This is a genomic window from Corallococcus carmarthensis, from assembly GCF_003611695.1.
Lineage (GTDB): Bacteria > Myxococcota > Myxococcia > Myxococcales > Myxococcaceae > Corallococcus > Corallococcus carmarthensis.
The window spans coordinates 21,148-40,850 of sequence record NZ_RAWE01000005.1 but is presented as its reverse complement, the minus strand read 5'-3'; the positions used below and the strand labels follow the sequence as shown (position 1 = coordinate 40,850).

Annotated in this window: 12 protein-coding genes; 5 read left to right on the top strand and 7 right to left on the bottom strand. The window is 69.0% G+C overall.

The genetic code is table 11. The features are described 5' to 3' along the window. Positions 1–37: 37 nt before the first annotated feature. Positions 38–916, bottom strand: coding sequence for an aldo/keto reductase family oxidoreductase (locus D7X32_RS02395; protein WP_120600861.1), 879 nt, complete (start codon positions 914–916; stop codon positions 38–40). A 94-nt stretch (positions 917–1,010) separates the two neighbouring features. On the opposite strand from D7X32_RS02395, the gene D7X32_RS02390 reads away from it, so the two are divergent. Further along, positions 1,011–1,934: a LysR family transcriptional regulator gene (locus tag D7X32_RS02390; protein ID WP_120600860.1), complete on the top strand. Its 924-nt coding sequence runs from the start codon at positions 1,011–1,013 to the stop codon at positions 1,932–1,934. Here the strand turns inward: D7X32_RS02390 and D7X32_RS02385 are convergent. The 3 genes from D7X32_RS02385 to D7X32_RS02375 form a co-directional block, all read right to left on the bottom strand. Then, entirely contained in the window at positions 1,897–2,475 is a 579-nt protein-coding gene (locus D7X32_RS02385) for a hypothetical protein (RefSeq protein ID WP_120600859.1), read from the bottom strand. The two genes, D7X32_RS02390 and D7X32_RS02385, sit on opposite strands and share 38 nt — an antisense overlap. A gap of 20 nt (positions 2,476–2,495) precedes the next feature. Beyond that, on the bottom strand, positions 2,496–3,083 hold the full coding sequence (locus D7X32_RS02380; RefSeq protein WP_120600858.1) for a hypothetical protein: 588 nt from the start codon (positions 3,081–3,083) through the stop codon (positions 2,496–2,498). A gap of 197 nt (positions 3,084–3,280) precedes the next feature. Further along, on the bottom strand, positions 3,281–5,521 hold the full coding sequence (locus tag D7X32_RS02375; RefSeq protein WP_120600857.1) for an RCC1 domain-containing protein: 2,241 nt from the start codon (positions 5,519–5,521) through the stop codon (positions 3,281–3,283). 300 nt (positions 5,522–5,821) lie between these two features. On the opposite strand from D7X32_RS02375, the gene D7X32_RS47415 reads away from it, so the two are divergent. Together D7X32_RS47415 and D7X32_RS02365 are read left to right on the top strand one after the other, a co-directional pair. Beyond that, positions 5,822–8,176 (top strand): M4 family metallopeptidase, encoded by a 2,355-nt coding sequence (locus tag D7X32_RS47415; protein WP_279635549.1) that lies wholly within the window; start codon positions 5,822–5,824, stop codon positions 8,174–8,176. Between the two features lie 257 nt (positions 8,177–8,433). After that, positions 8,434–10,428, top strand: coding sequence for a PAS domain-containing sensor histidine kinase (locus D7X32_RS02365; RefSeq protein ID WP_120600855.1), 1,995 nt, complete (start codon positions 8,434–8,436; stop codon positions 10,426–10,428). A gap of 298 nt (positions 10,429–10,726) precedes the next feature. Here D7X32_RS02365 and D7X32_RS02360 read toward each other — a convergent pair whose 3' ends face one another. Continuing rightward, entirely contained in the window at positions 10,727–12,454 is a 1,728-nt protein-coding gene (locus tag D7X32_RS02360) for a GMC oxidoreductase (RefSeq protein WP_120600854.1), read from the bottom strand. 768 nt (positions 12,455–13,222) lie between these two features. On the opposite strand from D7X32_RS02360, the gene D7X32_RS44825 reads away from it, so the two are divergent. Beyond that, positions 13,223–14,062, top strand: a complete 840-nt coding sequence (locus tag D7X32_RS44825; protein WP_244238812.1) for a hypothetical protein — start codon at positions 13,223–13,225, stop codon at positions 14,060–14,062. Between the two features lie 114 nt (positions 14,063–14,176). After that, positions 14,177–15,973: a DUF885 domain-containing protein gene (locus tag D7X32_RS02350; RefSeq protein WP_120600852.1), complete on the top strand. Its 1,797-nt coding sequence runs from the start codon at positions 14,177–14,179 to the stop codon at positions 15,971–15,973. Between the two features lie 93 nt (positions 15,974–16,066). Here D7X32_RS02350 and D7X32_RS02345 read toward each other — a convergent pair whose 3' ends face one another. Both D7X32_RS02345 and D7X32_RS02340 read right to left on the bottom strand, forming a co-directional pair. Then, positions 16,067–17,824 carry an ABC transporter ATP-binding protein gene (locus D7X32_RS02345; RefSeq protein WP_120600851.1) on the bottom strand — a complete coding sequence of 586 codons (1,758 nt, stop codon included), beginning with the start codon at positions 17,822–17,824 and terminating at the stop codon, positions 16,067–16,069. Between the two features lie 38 nt (positions 17,825–17,862). Then, positions 17,863–19,662 carry a tetratricopeptide repeat protein gene (locus D7X32_RS02340; protein ID WP_158625593.1) on the bottom strand — a complete coding sequence of 600 codons (1,800 nt, stop codon included), beginning with the start codon at positions 19,660–19,662 and terminating at the stop codon, positions 17,863–17,865. Positions 19,663–19,703 lie beyond the last annotated feature (41 nt).

Sequence of the window (19,703 nt, the reverse complement as noted above, 5' to 3'; positions counted from 1 at the left end):
CAGGGTGGCTTCCCGGGCCGTTACGGCCGTGACGGACTCACGCGGCGTGGGCGCTCGCCACGGAGTCCAATTCCTTGAGCGCATCGTCCGGCAGCACGAGCTCGGCCGCGGCGAGGTTCTCCCGCAGGTGCGCGACGGAGGAGGTGCCAGGGATCAGCAGGATGTTGGGCGAGCGGTGGAGCAGCCACGCAAGCGCGACCTGCATGGGTGTCGCTCCGAGACGCGTGGCGACGCCTGAAAGCGTGGACGACTGGAGCGGGGTGAACCCACCCAGCGGGAAGAACGGCACATAGGGGATGCCGTCACGTGCCAGCGCATCGATGAAGGCATCGTCGCTCCGGTGCGCCAGGTTGTACTGGTTCTGCACGCAGACGATTCTGGCAATCCGGCGTCCTTCCTCGAGCTGCGTCGGGGTGACATTGCTGAGCCCGATGTGCCGCACCAGGCCCTTGCGCTGAAGCTCCGCCAAGGCGGTCAGCTGCGCTTCGATGGAGCCTTCGGCGGGGCCGTGCGTGTCGAACATGACGCGCAGGTTGACCACGTCCAGCACGTCGAGCCCGAGGTTTCGCAGGTTGTCGTGCACGGCCTGGGTCAGCGCTTCGGGCGAGAAGGCCGGGAGCCACGAGCCGTCGGCGCCGCGCCTGGCGCCAATCTTGGTGACGATGACGAGGCCGTCAGGGTAGGGCGCGAGCGCCTCGCGGATGAGCTGGTTGGTGACGTGCGGGCCGTAGAAGTCGCTGGTGTCGATGTGGTCCACCCCTCGGGCCACGGCCTCGCGCAGCACCGCCCGGGCCGCGTCGGGGTCCTTCGGCGGGCCGAAGACGCCGGGTCCCGCGAGCTGCATGGCCCCATAGCCGAGGCGCTTCACGGGGCGGCCCCCGAGGGGGAAGGTGCTGGATGACTCGATACCGGGCATGCTTCATCTCCTTTCGAGATGCAGCATTCATAGCCACAGTAGGCTTTGGGGATAACGGGGCACGACCCGTACAGGTTGTGCGGAGCGGCGGACAGTGAAGGTCGACCTGGGTGACTTGAATGCCTTCGTGGTGGTGGCGCGGGCCCGGAGCTTTCGCGAGGGCGCGCGCCTGAGCGGGAGCAGCGCGTCCTCGCTGAGCGACGCGGTCCGCCGGCTGGAGGAGCGGCTGGGCGTCCGTCTGCTCAACCGCACGACGCGCAGCGTGGTCCCCACCGAGGCCGGTGAAGGCCTGCTGGAGCGCCTGGCGCCAGCGCTGACGGAGATGGAAGCCGCGCTCGACGTGGTGAACGGCTTCCGAAGCCGGCCCGCCGGCGTGTTGCGCCTCAACGTCCCCATCAGCGCCTCCCGCCTGCTGCTGCCGCGAATCGTTCCGCCGTTCCTCGCCGCCTATCCCGACATCCAGCTGGAGGTCATCGCCGACGACAGCTTCGTGGACGTGATCGCGGCCGGGTGTGACGCGGGCATCCGCTACGACGAACGGCTGGAGCAGGACATGATCGCGTTGCCCATTGGCCCGCGCGTCCAGCGCTTCGCCACGGCCGCGGCCCCGGCATACCTGGAGCGGCACGGGATGCCGGAGCACCCCCGGGACCTGCTGAAGCACGCGTGCCTGCTCGGCCGTTTCGCGAGCGGCGCGATGACGTCGCCCTGGGAGTTCGAACGCGATGGTGAGGTGGTGAAGGTCGAGCCCACGGGACCGCTCATCGTGCGGGTGGGCGGGGCGACGGACCTCGCCGTCGACGCCGCGATCGCCGGCACCGGCATCGTGCAGATCTTCGAGGACTGGCTGCGGCCGCACCTGGACAGCGGCGCCCTGGTGCCCGTCCTCGAACCCTGGTGGCAGCGCTTCCCGGGGCCGTTCCTCTACTACCCCGGGCGGCGTCTGGTGCCCGCACCGCTGCGGGCGTTCATCGACTTCATCAAGGCGCCGGAGGATCCGACTCCTCCGTCACGGTGAACTGGATGTCTTCCGGATCTCCATCATCCGTGTACAGGGTCCCATAGGCCTTCCACGTCACGGTGAAAGCGCCCTCGGAGGGCGCTCCCTGGCGGTCGAACTCCAACCGGAAGCTGGCGTCCGCGGTGTCGAGGGGGGCCTTCACGTCGGCGTCCGCGCTGACGGACACGTACTCGTGGTGGTCGAAGGGCTTCATCACGAAGACGCGCTCGCTTTGCACCTCTCCGCCCGGGTCGTTGACCATCCGGATGCGATACCAGGGCAGCACGTCCGTGCGGGTCCCTTCCTCGGGCGACCATCTCACGGAGGAGCTCACGTTGACCGAGAGGTGGGAGAACTTCGCGTCGGCATCCGCCCGGGTCTTGGCCCGCAGCCGGAGGCGTTTGACGACGTGGGGTTGGGCGGCGTCCAGCCTCAGGGAGGTCTCCTCCGTCGAGTCCTCCACGAACCCGGAGGTGTCACAGGCGCACGCCAGCAGCGCCAGGCCAACGGACAGCAGACACCGCACGCGATGCATGGGCTTCATCATGGGAAGGGGCATGGCTGTCTTTCCGGGAGGGGTCAGGGTTCGGACAGGCTCACGGTGAAGCCCTTGGGGACGCTGGAGTCGTCCAGCACGTGCGCGGCGGCCTGGGCCGTCCACTCCACGTCGACCGTGCCGGGGCCCGTGTTGGACTGGACCTCGAAGGCGACCTGCACGGTCCACTCACAGTCTTGATTCAGCGGGCACGCGTGGCCGAGGCTCGCCGAGCTCTCCACCGTCACGGTGACGCCGGGCTCCAGGACGCCAGACCCGCTTCCCGTGGCGAACTCGCCCTCGGAGTGGTGGATCGCCAGCCACGGCTGCGCCGTCTGGGTGGGGTCGCTCGGCGTCCACTTCGCCCGCGCCTGGATCCGCAGCTCGCCCTCCACCGGATCCTTCGAGTCCTCCTTCGCGGTGGCCCGGACGACGACCGTGCGCGTGACCTTGCCGGTGTCCGTCGTCAGGCGGACGGGCGTGCCGGTGAGGGTGGGAGACAGCACGTCCTCGGACTGGGCCCGCGACGTGGCCACCACGCTGGCGCAGGCCAGCAGCAGCACCAGCCGCGAGGCCCAGGCACGTGCCGCGGTGGGAATTCGCTCGAAGCGGGAGGGGCGGGCTCGGCGCATGGGCTTCCTCGGTCAGGCGTGAAGGCCTCGGGCAGGCGGGCTGCCCGGGCCGCGCGACGCAGAGCAAGCTCAATGCCACACGCCTTCAGAGGGACGCCGGGCCCGCGAGCCGGGCCCGGCGTCTTCAACACGACATGCATGTCATACGCGAGCGCGAGCGGTCTTCCGCGCTCCAGGCCTCGGGTTTCGCGGCGCTGTCAGTACAGCAGGGAGCGGAGGGGGCGTGTGGCGTAGACGGGCAGGCCACTGCCGAGCTGGCCTTCCGAGTTGACGCCGAAGCCCCACAGCGTGCCGTCCGAACGCAGCGCCATCGTGAACCCTTCGGATGCGGCGACGGTGGTGGCTCCGCTCAGCCCCACCACCGGTGACGGCGTGGGGACCACGGTGTCGAGCGTCGCCGGGTTGCCCAGACAGCCGTCGAAGTTCAGACCCCAACCCCACAGGGAGCCGTCCGCGCGCGCCGCCACGACATGGTAGGCCGCCGCCGCCACGACGCCCGTCCCGCTCCAGCTGGTGACCTGGAAGGGAACGGAGTGGTTCGTCATGGTGCCGTCGCCCAGCTGCGAGTACCCGTTCTCCCCCCAGGACCAGAGGGTGCCACCCGAGCGGATGGCGAAGGAGGAATCAGCGCCCGCGCTCAGGGACACGGCGCCGCTCAGTCCGGACACCGCCACGGGCAGGGCGCGCTGGGTGGTGGTGCCGTCGCCCAGCTGTCCACTGCCGTTCGACCCCCACGCCCGCACCGTGCCGTCCGACAGCAAGGCCAGGCTGTGGTAGTTGCCCGCCGCCACCGCGACCACGCCGGACAGGGCCGCCACCCGCACGGGAAGCAGCCGGCTCACGGTCGTGCCGTCGCCCAGCTGTCCCTGCCCGTTGTAGCCCCAGCTCCACACGGTGCCGTCGGCGCGCAGCGCGAGCGTGTGCCAGCCACTGGACGCCACCGCGACGACGCTGCCCAGGCCCGTCACCTGGCCCGGCAGGGTGCTGCCCGTGGTGGTCCCGTTGCCCAGCTGACCCCAGGTGTTGCCGCCCCAGGTCCACACGGTGCCGTCGGAGCGCAGCGCCACGGAGTGCGCGACGCCCGCCGCCACGCCGGTCACGAAGGTCAGCGTCGGGATCTGGGTGGGCGAGGCGCGGTTGCTCGTGTTGCCTATGCCCAGCTGTCCCTGGGTGTTGGAGCCCCACGCCCACAAGGTGCCATTCGAGCGGGTCGCCACGGTGTGCGCGCTGCCCGCGGCCACCTTGGACACGCCGCTGATGCCCGGCACGACGGCCGGTGTGACGCGTGTCTCGACCGTTCCGTCCCCGCGCTGGCCCGTGTTGGAGAGGCCCCACGCCCACAGCGTCCCGTCGCCCCGCGCGGCCAGGGAGAAGCCGCTGCCCGCGGCGATGGAGACGGTGCCGGAGAGGCCGGACACGGGGACGGGCGTGTTGCGCTGCGTCCGGCTGTCATCGCCCAGCTCACCCCAGCCATTGTGCCCCCATGCCCAGACGGTGCCGTCCGCGCGCACCGCGAGCGAGTGATAGGCACCTGCCGCGACGGAGACGGTCTGCTCCTTGGACGGGAGGCGCACGGGCAGATTGGAGGACGCGGTGTTGCCGGTCCCGAGCGCCCCGAAGCTGTTCTGGCCCCACGCCCAGACGGTGCCGTCCGAGCGCACCGCGAGCGAGTGGTAGGCGCCGGCGGCGAACGCAGTGACCTGGGTGAGCCCGGCGACGGCGACGGGCAGGGGGCGGTCCGTGGTGGAGGCATCTCCCAACTGCCCGTAGATGTTCCATCCCCAGGCCTGGATCGTCCCGTTCGAGCACAGGGCCAGGCTGTGACCGGCGCCCGCCGACACGGCGACGACGCCAGGCAGCCCGGTGACCTGGCCCGGCGTGGAGCGGTTCGTGGTGGTGCCGCTGCCGAGCTGTCCCTGGCCGTTGTAGCCCCAGCTCCACACGGTGCCGTCCGAGCGCACGGCGACGACATGGTTGTCTCCCGCCGCCACGGACACCACGCTGGTGAGCCCGACCACCTGCACGGGCGTGGTGCGGTTCGTGGTGGTGCCGTCACCCAACCGTCCGTAGGCGTTGCCGCCCCAGGTCCACACGGTGCCGTCGGAGCGCAGCGCCACGGAGAAGTTCCGGCCCGCGGCGACGGCGGTGACGTTGGTGAGCCCCAGCACGCGCACCGGGCTGCCGCGCTGGACGGTGGTGCCATCCCCCAGCTCTCCCATGACGTTCCAGCCCGAGGCCCAGACCGTGCCGTCCGGACGCACCGCCAGCGCATGGGACACGCCGGCCGCGACCCGGGGCGGGGCGACCAGCGCGAAGGCCTGCCGCTCCAACGCCGCTTCCGGCGCGTCCACCTCCGTGCCGCACGCGGCGACGCCCAGCAGCAAACCAAAACAGAGACACCAAAGCCTGCTCACGACGCCTGTCGAATGGCTGCGCATCCCTGGGACTCCTTCGAGGATAGACGCATGCCCGGGGCCGTCCGGCCCGGCGTGAGACGTCTCACGTTCCCGGTCATGCCCCCGCTGAACGAAACCCCGGCGCGCTTCGTGGTGGGATTTCCACTCAGTGTGAATAAAAACGTTTTTTGTCCAACAGGAACCGGCGATGCGGAGGCGCACTGCGAGTGTTTCCTGGAGGTTGACGGAGGGTATCCTGTTTTTTATGGTTGTTCCTGTAGAGCGGTTATTGCGCGCTGCATCCCGCGGTCGTCGCAACCGTGCTCTCCAGGAGCGTCGGACGTGAAATCCCTTCTCCAGAACCCAACCCTTGCCGCGGCCCTGACGTCGTTGCTGGCCGCTGGCTCCGCCTCGGCGGCGAGCCGTGTCGACCTGCAACAGCAGGAACTGGGTGCCATCCGCCAGCGGCACGCGGCCACCTTCCTCTCCGGTGGCGCCAATCGTGAGCCTGCCCGCCATGCGCAGGCGCTCGGCCTGGATGCGGACTCGGGCCTGACCCTGCTCGACAGCGTCAGCGACCACGGCGTGCGCAACCACCGCTATCAGCAGACCTTCCGGGGCCTGCCCATCTTCGGCGAGCACGTCATCGTCAACGAGGACGCCAACGGAGAGCTGCGCGCGCTGTTCGGGCGCAAGGTCACCGGGCTGGAGCGGGAGATCCGGGAGGGGGCTCCCCGGCTGTCCGCCACGGAGGCGCTGGACATCGCCAAGGGGGCCAGCCTGGGCAACCGCGTGCGCGCCATGGTCATTGAGAACGAGCGCTCCCAGCTGATGATCTACGTCGACGACGACGGCCGCGCCCACAAGGCCTACGTCGTCAGCTACTTCGCGGACCTCTCCAGCGGCGGCGCGCCCACGCGGCCGCTGGTCATCGTCGACGCGGAGGATGGCCGGGTGCTCAAGCAGTGGGAGAACCTGCAGCACGTGCTGATCGGCACCGGCCCTGGCGGCAACGTCAAGACGGGCCAGTACGAATACGGCACGAACTACGGCTACATGGACGTGGCGCAGTCGGGCACCACGTGCACGATGACCAACACCAACGTGCAGACCGTGAACCTCAACGGCGGCACGTCCGGCTCCACCCCGTTCTCCTACAGCTGTCCTCGCAACACGGTGAAGGCCATCAACGGGGCGTATTCGCCGCTCAATGACGCGCACTTCTTCGGCGGCGTCATCTTCAACATGTATCAGGCCTACGTCGGCAAGGCCCCGCTGACGTTCCAGCTCACGATGCGGGTGCACTACGGCACCAACTACGAGAACGCGTTCTGGAACGGCTCGGCCATGACGTTTGGCGACGGGTTCTCGACGTTCTACCCGCTGGTCAGCCTGGACGTCGGCGCGCACGAGGTGTCACACGGCTTCACCGAGCAGAACTCGGGGTTGATCTACTCCGGCCAGTCCGGCGGCATCAACGAGGCCTACTCCGACATCGCGGGCGAGGCCGCCGAGTTCTACATGCGCGGCACCAATGACTTCCTCGTCGGCGCCGAGATCTTCAAGAGCAGCGGGGCGCTGCGGTACATGGCCAACCCGCCGCTGGATGGCCAGTCCATCGGCCACGCGTCCAACTATTACAACGGCCTGGACGTGCACTACTCGTCCGGCGTGTACAACAAGGCCTTCTACCTGCTGGCCACCAAGCCGGGCTGGAACACGCCCAGGGCCTTCCAGGTCTTCGCCCGCGCCAATGACCTGTACTGGAGCCCGAGCACGGACTTCAACCAGGGCGCGTGCGGCGTGCAGACCGCGGCGCAGGACTACGGCTACAGCGTCTCCGACGTCGCGTCGGCCTTCGCCTCGGTGGGCGTGAGCTGCGGGGGCGCCATCGAGCTGTTCCGGCAGACGGACACCAGCGGCAAGCTCACCATCGCGGTGTTCGAGCGCTATTCGACGACGGCCGCGGGCGTGAACACCAACTTCACCGTGACCGTCCCCAGCGACTTCGTGGTGATTGGCGGTGGCGGCGAGGGCAAGGAGGCCCCGTCAGGCAACCTGCTGACCGCTTCGTATCCGGACACCGGGCTGACGTCGTGGCTGGTCTCCACCAAGGACCACCTGATCTCGGATCCGGTGCAGGTGCGTGCGTGGGCCATTGGCCTGAAGGTCGCGGGGCTGACCGCGGCGCAGCTGCGCGGCTATCTGAACGTCAGCACGGCGACCAGCGGCAGTGTCGCCCACCCGGACGTCACCGCGTCCCTGCCGGCGGGCTACGTGCTGGCGGGCGGCGGCATCAAGGTGAACTGGACCGGCGCGGGCAACCACGCCACGGCCTCGGCGCCCTCCACCACGACCTCGTGGCGCGTGCGTTCCAAGGACCACACCAACTCCTCGCCCGCGACGGCGACGGCGTATGCGATTGGCATCAACAGCTCCATCCCGGGCGTGGGCACCATTGCCAACGTCATCAACGGGGGCACGTCGTCGGTGGTGGCGCACCCCAGCTACACCGTGGGCCTGAGCAGCGGCTATGCGCTCAGCGGCTGCGGTGCGTTCGTGAACTGGAGCGGCGCGGGCAACATGCTGTGGCGCATCCGGCCGGTGAAATCGGGCTGCGCGGCCGCGTCGAAGGACCACGAGGAATCCTCCCCGGCGTCCATCTCCACCTACGCGCTCGGCCTGCGCGTGAACTGAGCAGGAGTGGTTGAGTCGTGGACCCCGGGCCGTGTCACGCGGCCCGGGGCTTCGACCGCGCAGCGCCCGTCTTCTGCCGCTCGCTCACTTCGCAGCGCATCAGCCGAAGAACCCACCGAAGCGTTCCACGCGGCCAGGAGACGCGGAGTGGACCCGAGGGATGCACCGCCCGCCTGACGCGAGCGTCAGGCCGACCCGCTGCGCATGTTTTCTTCATTGGGCAGACCGACCCGCAACGCCTGAGGGAGGTGGCCGGAATGAAGGGTGACAGGAGTGCAGAGCCGGCGGCATGGGAGGGCCCTGCGCACTCGCGGGCCACGCCCACCTCCCGCGCTTCGCCGGTCGAGCTGCTGCTCCAGGTGGGGGCGAGCCTGCATGCCACGCTGGTCGTGGACCGCCAGGGGCGGATTGTCTGGATGGACCCGGTGTTGGCCGGCGCCGCCGGGTGGCGGAGCGGCCCGCCCGTCGGCCACTCCGCGCAGGAGGTGCTCGGCGGTCTGCCCTGGCTCCTGCACGCGTTCGACGCGGCTCTCGCCGGCACGGATGGGTTGTGTGAGGACGGCGGGGAGGGGCAGCGGCTGAGCGCGGTGGTGGTGCCCGTCTTCGACGAGGACGGGACGCAGGTCGGCGCCTGTGCCCGCCTTCGGAAGTCCGAGCGGCCCAGACCGGAGGCCGCGGGGGCGCCGCAGGCGCTCTGCCTGGGCGCCGTCGAGGAGCGCAGGGCGCGGGAGCACCTGGAGCACCAGACCTCGCTGCTGCGCGCCACGTTCGACTCGATTACCGATGGCGTCATCGTCGTGGACCTGGCCCGGCGAATCACCGCCTTCAACAAGCGTTTCCAGGAGATATGGGGTCTCACGGACGCGATGATGGAGGAGCGGGACGCGGAGAAGGCGCTCGCGAGCGTGGAGCCACGGGTGACGGCCCCCGGGCGGTTCATCGCCTTCATCCGCGAGGGCTTCGAGCCCACCTTCGAGTACCGCAGCTCCATCGTCGAGCTCCGCGACGGCCGGGTGCTCGAGTGCAAGTCCATTCCGCAGCTGCTGGGCGAAGCCATCATCGGCCGTATCTGGAGCTACCGGGACGTGACGGCCGAGCGCCAGGCACTGGCGGAACAGGCGCGGCTGCTCGTCGCCGAGCAAGAAGCGCGCGAGCGGCTGGAGGAATCCTTCGCCGTGCTCGACACCTTCCTCAATCACGCGCCCGTCGCCCTGGGCTTCATCGGGCGGGACCTGCGCTACCTGCGCAGCAACGACGCACTGGCCGCGCTCCATGGCCGGCGCCGCGAGGAGGAGCTTGGCAAGACGGTGCGGGAGATGACGCCCCAGATGGCGCCCTTCGTCGAGCCCCTGATGCGCCAGGTCCTGGACGAGGGAACCCCCATCATCGGCCTCAACATGACGGGAGAGGTACCCTCCACCCCGGGCGAGCAGCGGCATTGGAACGTCAGCTACTACCCCGTGCGGACGGCAAGCGGCACCATCCTGGGCGTGGGGGTGGTGGTGGCGGAAATCACGGCGGAGTACCGCGCCCAGGCCGAGCGCGACCGCCTGCTGCGCGAGGCCCAGGAGGCCATCCGCATCCGGGACGACTTCATGTCCATCGCCGCCCACGAACTGAAGACGCCGCTGACCCCCCTCAAGCTGCATCTCCAGATGCTGAAGGGCCAGGCGGACACCGGGCACGGCGTGGCCTCGCGCCACGTGGACAAGGCGCTCGCCCAGCTCGCGCGACTGTCGTTGCTCGTCAATGATCTGCTCGACACCTCGCGAATCCAGGCCGGGAAGCTGGAGCTCGCGACGGAGCCCATCCCGCTGCGGGAGTTCATCCGCGAGGTCCTCTTGGACTTCCGCGGCACGAGCTCCCTCCACTCACTCCGGTTCGAGGCGCCCGACGAGCCGCTCGTCATCCTGGGAGACCGCGCACGGCTCGCGCAGGTGCTGACGAACCTGGTGGAGAACGCCTTCAAGTACAGCCCCACCGGCGGCACGATCCGCGTCACGGCTCGGCGCATGGGGACGGAGGCGTGCGTGTCCGTGAAGGACGAGGGCATCGGCATTCCGAAAGAGGAGCAGGCGCATCTCTTCGAGCGCTTCTTCCGCGCGAGGAATGCGCCCATCTCCGGCTTCGGAGGCCTGGGCCTGGGGCTCTACATCTGCCGAGACATCATCGAGCGCCACGGCGGCCGCATCTGGGTGGAGAGCGAAGTGGAGCACGGCTCGACGTTCCACTTCGTCCTGCCCTGCCTGTGACGACCGGCTCCCCGGTAGGCCGCACGCGTCGTCCAGGTGCTCGCGCATTGGCTCCCAGGACAGCGTCATCGAACGGTGTTCCGGTCCGCGTCCTGGAGCGACATCCGGACTTCGAGCGCGAGTTCCGTTCGGAGTTCCGCACCCGATGTTCACCCTGCTGGGCGCGGTGATGGCCCTCGCGGGCAAGAAGATGCAGGGCGCGACGGGGGCCGCCGTCGCGCCGCGCTACTTCACACCGCTCGGGAATCCGGACCGCTGACGGCCTCCGTCAAGGCTCCGGCCCGATGGATGTCCCAGCTCAGCCTCGGAGCCGGTCCGCCAGGTCCTGCGCCAGGCCACACATGGTCAGCGTGGGGTTCCACGAGCCCGAAGTGGGGAAGAGGGCTCCGCCCGTTACGTAGACATTGCGCACGCCGTGCGGGCGGTAATCGAGACCGACCACCGAGGTCGCCGGGTCCTTGCCCATCCACAGCGGCGAGGCCTCGTGCACGATGATGTTCAGGCGGATGTTCTTCTGGCCCGGCCGCTCCGGCTGCCAGGAGCCGCCGTTGCCGCTCGCGTCGTCGACCCAGTACTCAACCTCCGGCGCCGAGCCCGAGCACCCCGCGCGCCCCGCCAGCACGTCGATGGTCTGATACGTCGCCTCGTCGAGCACGTCCCACAGGTGGTGGTCCTGCACTCCGGGCTGGAGTTGCAGGGTGATGTTGGTGGCGGGGTCGGTGCCGCCGTTCATGCGGATCCAGTTCTCGGGGTTCTTCTCGCTCACCTCGCCCAGGGTCGCGCAGACGAACACGACGTAGTCCTCGGAGCCCTTCAACTGCGCCATCGACGCGACCGCCGCCGCGTCCGGCGCTTCGTGGGCGATGGTGCTCTCGTCGGCCTCCGGGTTCGCGGCGGCGAAGGCGCTGGCCTGCACGTGGTACTGCAAGCCATTGGGCGCCTTGCCGTCCAGGTAGGTGGCGCCAATCTCCAGCGCGGACAGGTCCTTGAACGCCGAGCGCTTCACACGCGCCGTGATGTGAGACATGAAGTGCCCGGTGTAGCGCTTGCCAATGTTCGGCAGGGCCTCCTTGAAGGAGTTCATCAGGAGCGTCGCGGGCGGGATGGTCCCCATCGCCAGCACGACCTTCGCCGAGCTCACCGCCAGCGGGCCACGGCTGGTTTCAAGGGCGGTCACCGTCCCATGGTTGTCATGCACCAGGCGGCCGACGACGCAGTGGTCGACGATGGTCAGCGCCTGCCCCTTGCCCTGGGCCGCCAGCGCCTTCTGGGACTGCTGAAGGTCCAGCAGCGTGCCGACGGTGGAGTACTTGTAGAACTTGACCCCCTTCCACGGGGTGTTGCCGACGGCGATGGGGGCCGGGAACGCGTTCCCCGCCGAGGGCACGTAGCGCTTGAAGCTCTCGCGGAGGTTCACGTCCAGCTGGTGCTGGAGGTTGCCGTAGACGCCATCGTGGATCTTGTCCACCGGGGTGACGTGCAGGAACGTCCGGGCGCGGTCCCAGAAGCCCGGCTGGAGCGTGACGTCGATCAGCTCCTGCGGCCAGTCGCGCATGAGGTCGGGGCCCGGGGCAGGGCACCAGGCGCTCCAGTAGGTGGAGCGTCCGCCCAGCACGGGGATGTAGCCGGCCTGGAAGAACTCCAGCTCCGTGGTGGCCATCCGCGTCGTGCGGGTCCACGGATAGGTGGTGGGCGGTGAGCCGGTCGCGGCCTGGAACGCGAGCGGTAGCATCTGGTAGTGCGTGGGCAACCAGAAGCCGCCCCGCTCCAGCACCAGGATGCGCGCGTTCGGGTTGTGCTTCAGCGTCTGCTCGATGAAGGCCACGCCGGTGGGCCCGGTGCCAATCACGATGAAGTCGTACGCGGAGGCTTGGATGTCGCTCCAGTCGTTCGGCGTGGCGAAGAACGCCTGCCCGGCGATCTGATCCGCGCTGGCCTCCTGCGGACCCGGGACGGGATAGCCCAGGGAGATTCCCTTCGGGATGTTGCGGGAGCCAGCGAAGAACTTCTTGTAATTGGCGGCCATGAGACCTCGTCACGCAAGCGGGGCTGGAGGTGCTTGCTTTTGATTGTGCAGAAGGCGTGCCGCACTCCAGCCACGTGCCCTGACACGGGCGTCCGGAGCACGGCCCCCGCCGGAGGCCCGGGGTTGCGTCGCGTCCGGAAGCGCTCGCGTCTTTCCGGAACGCAGGGCGGCGGGACGCGGGACCGGATGTGGGATGCCCCCGGTGTGCCTTGTCAACACGCGGCCGGATGCGACAAGAATATCGCCCACGATTTCTTCCGGTGTGCGCGGCCCCGCACCCAGATGTTTCACGCTGTCCGGGGCCCGCTCCGGACGCAGGTGTCTTCTCAAGGGGGTTGGATGCGCGCATCTCTTCTGACAGGTGTTGTCCGCACGCCGTGGCTGCGAGCCGTGCTCGCCACCGGGTTCCTGGGCCTCGTTGCCTGCAAGGGTTCGGCGGGATCCGCGGGCTCGGAGGGCCCCTCGGGACCGCAGGGGACACAGGGGGCACCCGGCCCGCAGGGGGCGCAAGGCCCAGAGGGCGCCCCCGGCCCGCGGGGGGCCCAGGGTGAGCAGGGGGCACAAGGCCCGCAGGGCCCTCGAGGTGAGACGGGCACGACGGGGTCCCAGGGCCCGGAGGGTGCGACGGGTGCGACGGGGCCCCAGGGAGAGTCCGGAGCGCTCGCGCTCTACGGCGACGGCTCCGCGGGGGACCTCTCCGTCCCGTCCTCTTCACCACCGTTGAACCTCGCCAGCGACTACCGCGGCCTCCCGAAGGGCGCAAACCTGATGTTCCGCAACGTCAACATCAGCGGAGTGCTCATTGTCGCGAGCGGCACGATGATTCGCGCCACCGGCGACATCACCATCGCTCCGAACGCAAGCATCGTCGTCAACGCCGAGTCCCAGATCCAGACGATCAACCCTTCGCAGAAGGGCATCGCCATGTCCGCCTCCTTTGGCAGTCAGGGCGGAAAAGGCCAGCCCCTGGGACGCACCGCGACCCTCAGCCGCGCTGACCTGGCAGGGGGAGGGAGCGGCTACCGCTCGACGACGAACAGCAACATCAGCGGAGGCGATGGCGGTCCGCGGCTCATCCTCGCCGCCAAGGGCAATATCGTCATCCGGGGTAGCATCGACGCCGCTGGCCGCCATGGACTCAACACCAGCTCGCAGAACAACTCGCCGACCCCGGTGGCTGGTGGCGGCGGCGGCGGAGGTGGTGTCGTCAGCCTCGTCTCGCGTGGCACCCTCACCGTGGATGCCGATGGAAAAATCCTTGCCAATGGGGGCAATGGCGCCAACGGCTGGGCGGGCACCACTCCGGTCGCGGGGCAGCTGTTCGGCGGTGGCGGTGGCGGCGGCGGTGGCATCATCCAGCTCCTCTCCGCGAACCCGCCTGTCATCGCGAACACCGCGCTCCTCAGCGTGGCTGGCGGCACCGCGGGCCTCGCGGCCGTCAGCGGCACGCCCACCACCCTGGTGCAGGTGGGGGGCGGCGGGGGAGCGAGTGGCGGCGAAGGCGGAGACGGCACGGCCTCCACGGCAGCGTCCGGCGCCGCCAAGGATGGGTCGACGGGCGACTACAGCATCACCGTGACGCCCCAGCCTGAGTGGCTCTTCAACTGATCGCGCCACGGGGAGCCCGGTGCTCGTTCCGGTGGAAACCGCGGACCGGCTCCGCGGGCTTGTCGCGCGGGAGGGCTTCGGCGACGCTCCCGCGTCCCTTCCCCCAGAGGCTCCATGAACGCACTGCGCACCCCGAGCGTCCTCGCCGCGTTGCTGCTGCTGTCCCCTGGCTGCACCACGTCACGCCCACCGGTCCAGGCGGAGTCCCCGGCCGCCCGGGCCGCCGCGCCCGCGCTCGTCCCCGCGCAGGTGGCGCTGCGCGACTTCGTGGACGCGCACTTCGAGGAGCACTTCCGCCGCTCGCCCATGTCCGCCACCTCCGCGGGCGTCCATACGTATGACGGGGAGCTGCGCGGCTTCCGGCCCGAGGAGCGGGCGTCGCAGCTGGCGTACCTGAAGGAGCGGCTCGCGGCACTGCCCAAGGCGGTGGACCGCGCCGCGCTGCCGCCCGGGGACCGGGCCGACTACGACATCCTGGAGAACCACTTCCGGGCGCGCATCCTGGACCTGGAGACGGTGCGCTCGTGGGAGCGCAACCCGAACGCCTACCTGGGCTTCGCGTCCAACGCCGTGTACCAGCTCATCAACCGCGACTTCGCGCCGCTGGAGGAGCGGATGCGCTCGGCGGTGAAGCGCATGGCGGTGGTGCCGGAGGTCTTCGCGGCGGCGCCGGCGAACCTCCAGAACCCTCCGAAGCTGTGGACGGAGATCGCCCTGGAGCAGGCCAAGGGCACGCGCGCGCTCTACGCGCAGACGCTGCCCCAGGCCTTCGCGCCGGTGCAGGACGCCGCGCTCCAGGAGGCCTTCAAGAAGGAGCAGGCGAGCTGCCTGGAGGCCATCGACGGGTACATCCGCTTCCTGAAGGACGACCTGCTGGCCCGCTCGAACGGGGACTTCGCCATTGGCGAGGACACGTACCGCAAGAAGCTCCAGTACGAAGAGGGCGTCACGGAGAGCATCGACTCGCTGCTGGCCTGGGGGCGCGCGGAGATGAAGCGCACGCAGGAGCAGTTCCGCGAGGTGGCGGGACGGATTGCTCCGGGCAAGGCGCCCATGGACGTGTACCGCGAGCTGGGGAAGGACCACCCGGCCGGGGCGGAGCTGGTGCCCACCACGACGGCGACGCTGGAAGACATCCGCCAGTTCCTCATCGACCACCGCATCATCACCGTGCCCAGCGAGGTGCGTGCGAAGGTGGCGGAGACGCCGGTGTTCAGCCGCGCGCTGTCCTTCGCGAGCATGAGCACGCCCGGTCCGTTCGAGACGAAGGCGACGGAGGCGTACTACTACGTGACGCCGCCGGACCCGGCGTGGAGCGCGGAGCAGTCCGAGCAGCACATGAGCTTCTACAACCGCTACGCGCTGCCGCTCGTCTCCATCCACGAGGCGTACCCGGGCCACTACGTGCAGTTCCTGTGGACCAACCGCATCCAGTCCAAGGTGCGCCGGCTGCTGGGCTCAGGCTCCTTCAGCGAAGGCTGGGGCCTGTACACCGAGCAGATGATGCTGGACGAGGGCTACGGCGGCACGGGGCCCCAGGCGGACCGGCTGCGGCTGAACCAGCTGGCGCTCTACCTCCAGCGGCTGGCGCGCTACGTGGCGGGTCTGTCATTGCACACGCGCGGGATGACGTACGACCAGGCCGTGAGCCTCTTTGAGAAGGAGGCGTACATGACGCGCATCAACGCGGAGCGCGAGGCGCGCCGTGGCACGTCCGACCCGACGTACCTGGTGTACGCGCTGGGCAAGAAGATGCTGATGGAGCTGCGCGAGGACGCGAAGGTGAAGTGGGGCAGGGACTTCAGCCTCCAGCGCTTCCATGACGCGGTGGTCTCCCACGGCTACCCGCCCGTGCCCATCGTCCGCCAGCTGCTGCTCGGCGAGGACACGGCGCCTTCCGCGTCACGCTAGTCATTGCCGGCATCGACCTGTACTGCTTGCGTGTCAGGGAACTGCACGGCCGCCTCCGTCCAGCGCAGCCGTTGCAGCATGAAGCGCGCCTGCTCACGCCGCTACGAATTGCCTTTCCACCAGCCGGCGGTAGAGTCCCTCTTCTCCCATCAGGGTCGCATGGTCGCCGCTCTGAACGATGCGGCCCGCCTCGATGACCACCACCCGGTCTGCGCCGCTCACCGTGGACAGGCGGTGGGCGATGATGAGCGTCGTGCGCCCCTTCATCAGCCGCTCAAGCGCGTCCTTGACCAGATGCTCGCTCTCCGCGTCCAGGGCGCTGGTGGCCTCATCCAGGATGAGGAGGCTCGGGTCCACGAGCATGGCACGGGCAATGGCAACCCGCTGTCGCTGCCCACCTGAGAGTTGTGTCCCGCGCTCGCCCACCTCCGTGAGATAGCCCTCGGGAAAGCGTTGGATGAACTCATGCGCGTGGGCCGCGCGAGCCGCTGCCTGGACCTCCGCGTCCGTCGCGTCCGGACGCCCATAGCGGATGTTGTCCGCGATGGAGCAGGAGAAGAGTAGCGGCTCCTGGGACACGATGCCGGTTTGCTGCCGCAACCAGGAGGGGTCCAGTTCCCGCAGGTCCCGTCCATCCAGGAGGATCCTCCCGGCGTCTGGGTCATAGAGCCGTGTCAACAGTGCCACCAGCGTGGACTTGCCCCCCCCGGAGGGCCCCACCACCGCAACCGCCTCGCCTGGGTTCACCGCGAGTTCAAGCCCTTGCAGCACCGGGCTGTCCGGCCGCGCCGGATAGCGGAAGTGCACAGCCTCCACCTCCAGGCGCCCTTCCATCCGCTCCGGACGCAGCCCCCCCCGGGTGGGGAACGCCGGCTTCCGGTCGATGATTTCAAAGACGCGCTCGGTAGCCCCCGTGGCCTTCATCAGATCGCCCCAAAGGTCCCCCAGGGCGCTCAAAGCCATCGCGACCAGGAGTGTGTAGACGAGGAACGACGTCAGTGCTCCTACCGTCAGCTGGTGTTGGTGGACCAATCGGCCGCCGTACCAGAAGACGAGCGCCACCGCCGCATACGCTCCGAATACTCCTCCTCCACTGAAGAAGCCCGAGGCCCGGAGCTGGCGCCGGGTCAGCGCGAAAGCCCGCTGCAGTGCCTCTGAATAGCGCCGGACTTCCGTGTCCTCGGCTGCGAACATGCGCACGGTCCTGATGGCGGACAGGCTCTCCGTGGCCACCTGGTGGGAGGCCCCATGCATCCCTTGCACCTGTCTGGCCAGGTTGCGGACGCCGCGGCCATAGAGGACCGCCCCGAAGGCCATGGCCGGCACCACCAGGAGGATGACCAAGGCCAGCTTCAGGGAGGTGTAGAGAAGAAAGCCCACTCCTCCCATCAGCACGATGATGTTGCGCAGGAGCACAGAGATGTTGGAACTGACCACCCCTTGGATGGTCGCCGTGTCCGAGGACAGGCGGCTGGTGAGTTCTCCCGTCTTGTGCGTGTCGAAGAACGCGATGTCTTGATGCAACAGGCTGCGATAGAGCTGTTCGCGCAGCCGGTTCACGATGCGCTCACCCGCCGTGAGGTAGAGGACGTAGCGCATCGCCGTGGCGACCGCCTGCACCATGAAAAGCCCCAAGAGCCCCAGCGCGACGCGGTCGAGGTCCGAGGAAGGACCTTCCAACAGTGCCCCATCCACGATGAGGCGCAGGGCCTGCGGGAACAACAGCCCCGCCACGCTTCCTACGAAGAGGAAGCATGTCCCGAGCGCGAGTCCGCGCGCTTCGGGACGAGCCAGCTCGAGCAGGCGGTAATAAGGGACGCGCGAGAGGGGGGGCTTTGCCGTCGTCTTCATGGACCGGCTGTCTTCCTTCGATTCGGGCGTGGCGGCGCTCAAGACATCATCCGGTAGGAGGCGGCGGCCGGGACGCGAGCCACGTGGGCCAACGCCGTCGCGAGCCGGGCCTCCACCTCCGTTCGATCTAGCGCCTGAGGGTTGATCTCCAGGTAGGTCCGCAGGTCTTGGGCTGCTTCATGGGGCCGCCCCAGGTCCTGCAAGGCCACCGCACGGTTTTGGTAGAGGTCCGCCATCTTTGGCGACAAGCGGATGGCCTCGTCCAGGTCGGCCACCGACGCTTCCAGTTGCCCCGCTTCGTAGCGAAGCACCGCCCGGCTGGCATGGACCAGCGGCTGGGAGGGATTGAGTTGCAAGGCGGCGGTGTAGTCCCGCAGCGCGTCGTCGAACTGCCCCAGGGCCTCATGGGCATGGCCGCGTCCCGCCAGCGCGAGCGCCACGCGAGGGTTGCAGTCCAATGCACGGGAGAACGCGCTGACCGCATCCTGGTTGCGCCCCATCTGACGGTAGCACTGCCCCAGGTTCGTCCAGACCTCCATGTATGGCGGGCTCAGCTCAATGGCCGTCAGCAGGTCCCGCTCGCTCTCCTCCAGCCGGCCCGCCTGGAGATAAAGCCCACCGCGCTCGTTGTAATACTCCGAGTAATTGGGATCCATCCGCATGGCGCCGGAGTACATGTCAATGGCCTCGTCGAGCTTCCCCAGCACGGCGTAGACCTGGGCCACGTTGTACAGAAGCACCGAGCGGTGCAGCAGATACTCCCCGGGAGCCAGGTTTGCGTTGAGCTCCTCCACGGCGCTGCGGCACAGCGTGATCGCTTCGTCGTAGCGCTTCTGGAAGTGGCGGATCATCGCCAGTCCGTTGCGGTTGAATGCCCTGCGGAACAGCCGCTGGTACGGAGGCATGTCCGCGCGCTCGATATGTACCAGGCCCTGCTCCAGGAAGGACTCCGCCAGGTCGTAGTCCCGTTCCGGCAGGTATCGCGCGTGATACATCGCCTTCACGTAGCACCACGAGATGAGGTAGGCGGGGTCGTCGGTGCAGGCCAGCGCCTTGTCCACGATGGCCACGCCCTCGTGGGGCATGCGGAGCGCGGAGTAGCAATTGGACAGCCGGTTGTAGATGTGGAGCCGGTCCGGCACGTTGTCCGGACAGTGGCGTTCCAGCAGTTCCAGCGCGGCGTGGGCGTACTTCAAGGCGTCGTCGTAGAAACCACGGCTTGAATAGATGGTCAGCGCGTGCAACAGCAGGTTCAATGCCTGATTCGGCTGATCACTGGCCGACCAGTACCGAATGAGGCGCGGCAGGATGTTCTCTACGGCCGTGAGGTCGCTGACGCCCTCGGAGAGCTCCCGGGCCTTGCGAGCCATTTCCTCGGGCGGAATGGGGGCCTGGATGGGGTCCGGCGGCAGGTCAAGCGACTGGAGCGTAGTCACGGCGGACTCAAATAGGGCCCGGGTCGCGGCTCCCGCACCGGGGCTGACGGCGACAATCAACCGCAGGCCCAACCGTCCCGCCACGCGGCGCACCAGCTCGGTGAAGAACAGGCGGGTCAGTGCCCCAGCGTGGTCGAAATGGTCACACACGATGAGCCAGGAGCCGCCTCCCGCCAGGGCATGCCAGCGCTCCATGAGGTCAACCAGTCCCTGTGGAATGCGATAGGCCCGGTCTGCGGCGTAGTTGCGCGTCCGCTCTGCCTCGGGACTCACATCCGTGAGGCTGGGATTGCGCACGACGACGTCCCGACGCAAGTCCGGCACCACCAGCGCCAGCTCATAGTCGTGTTTCTGGACCAGCGCCGGAGCCAGCCGCCGGAGGTCCGCGGCTCCGTCCGTCATCAGATCCTTCAGGCCTGCCCAGGGGCCGCCCTCATCACGGT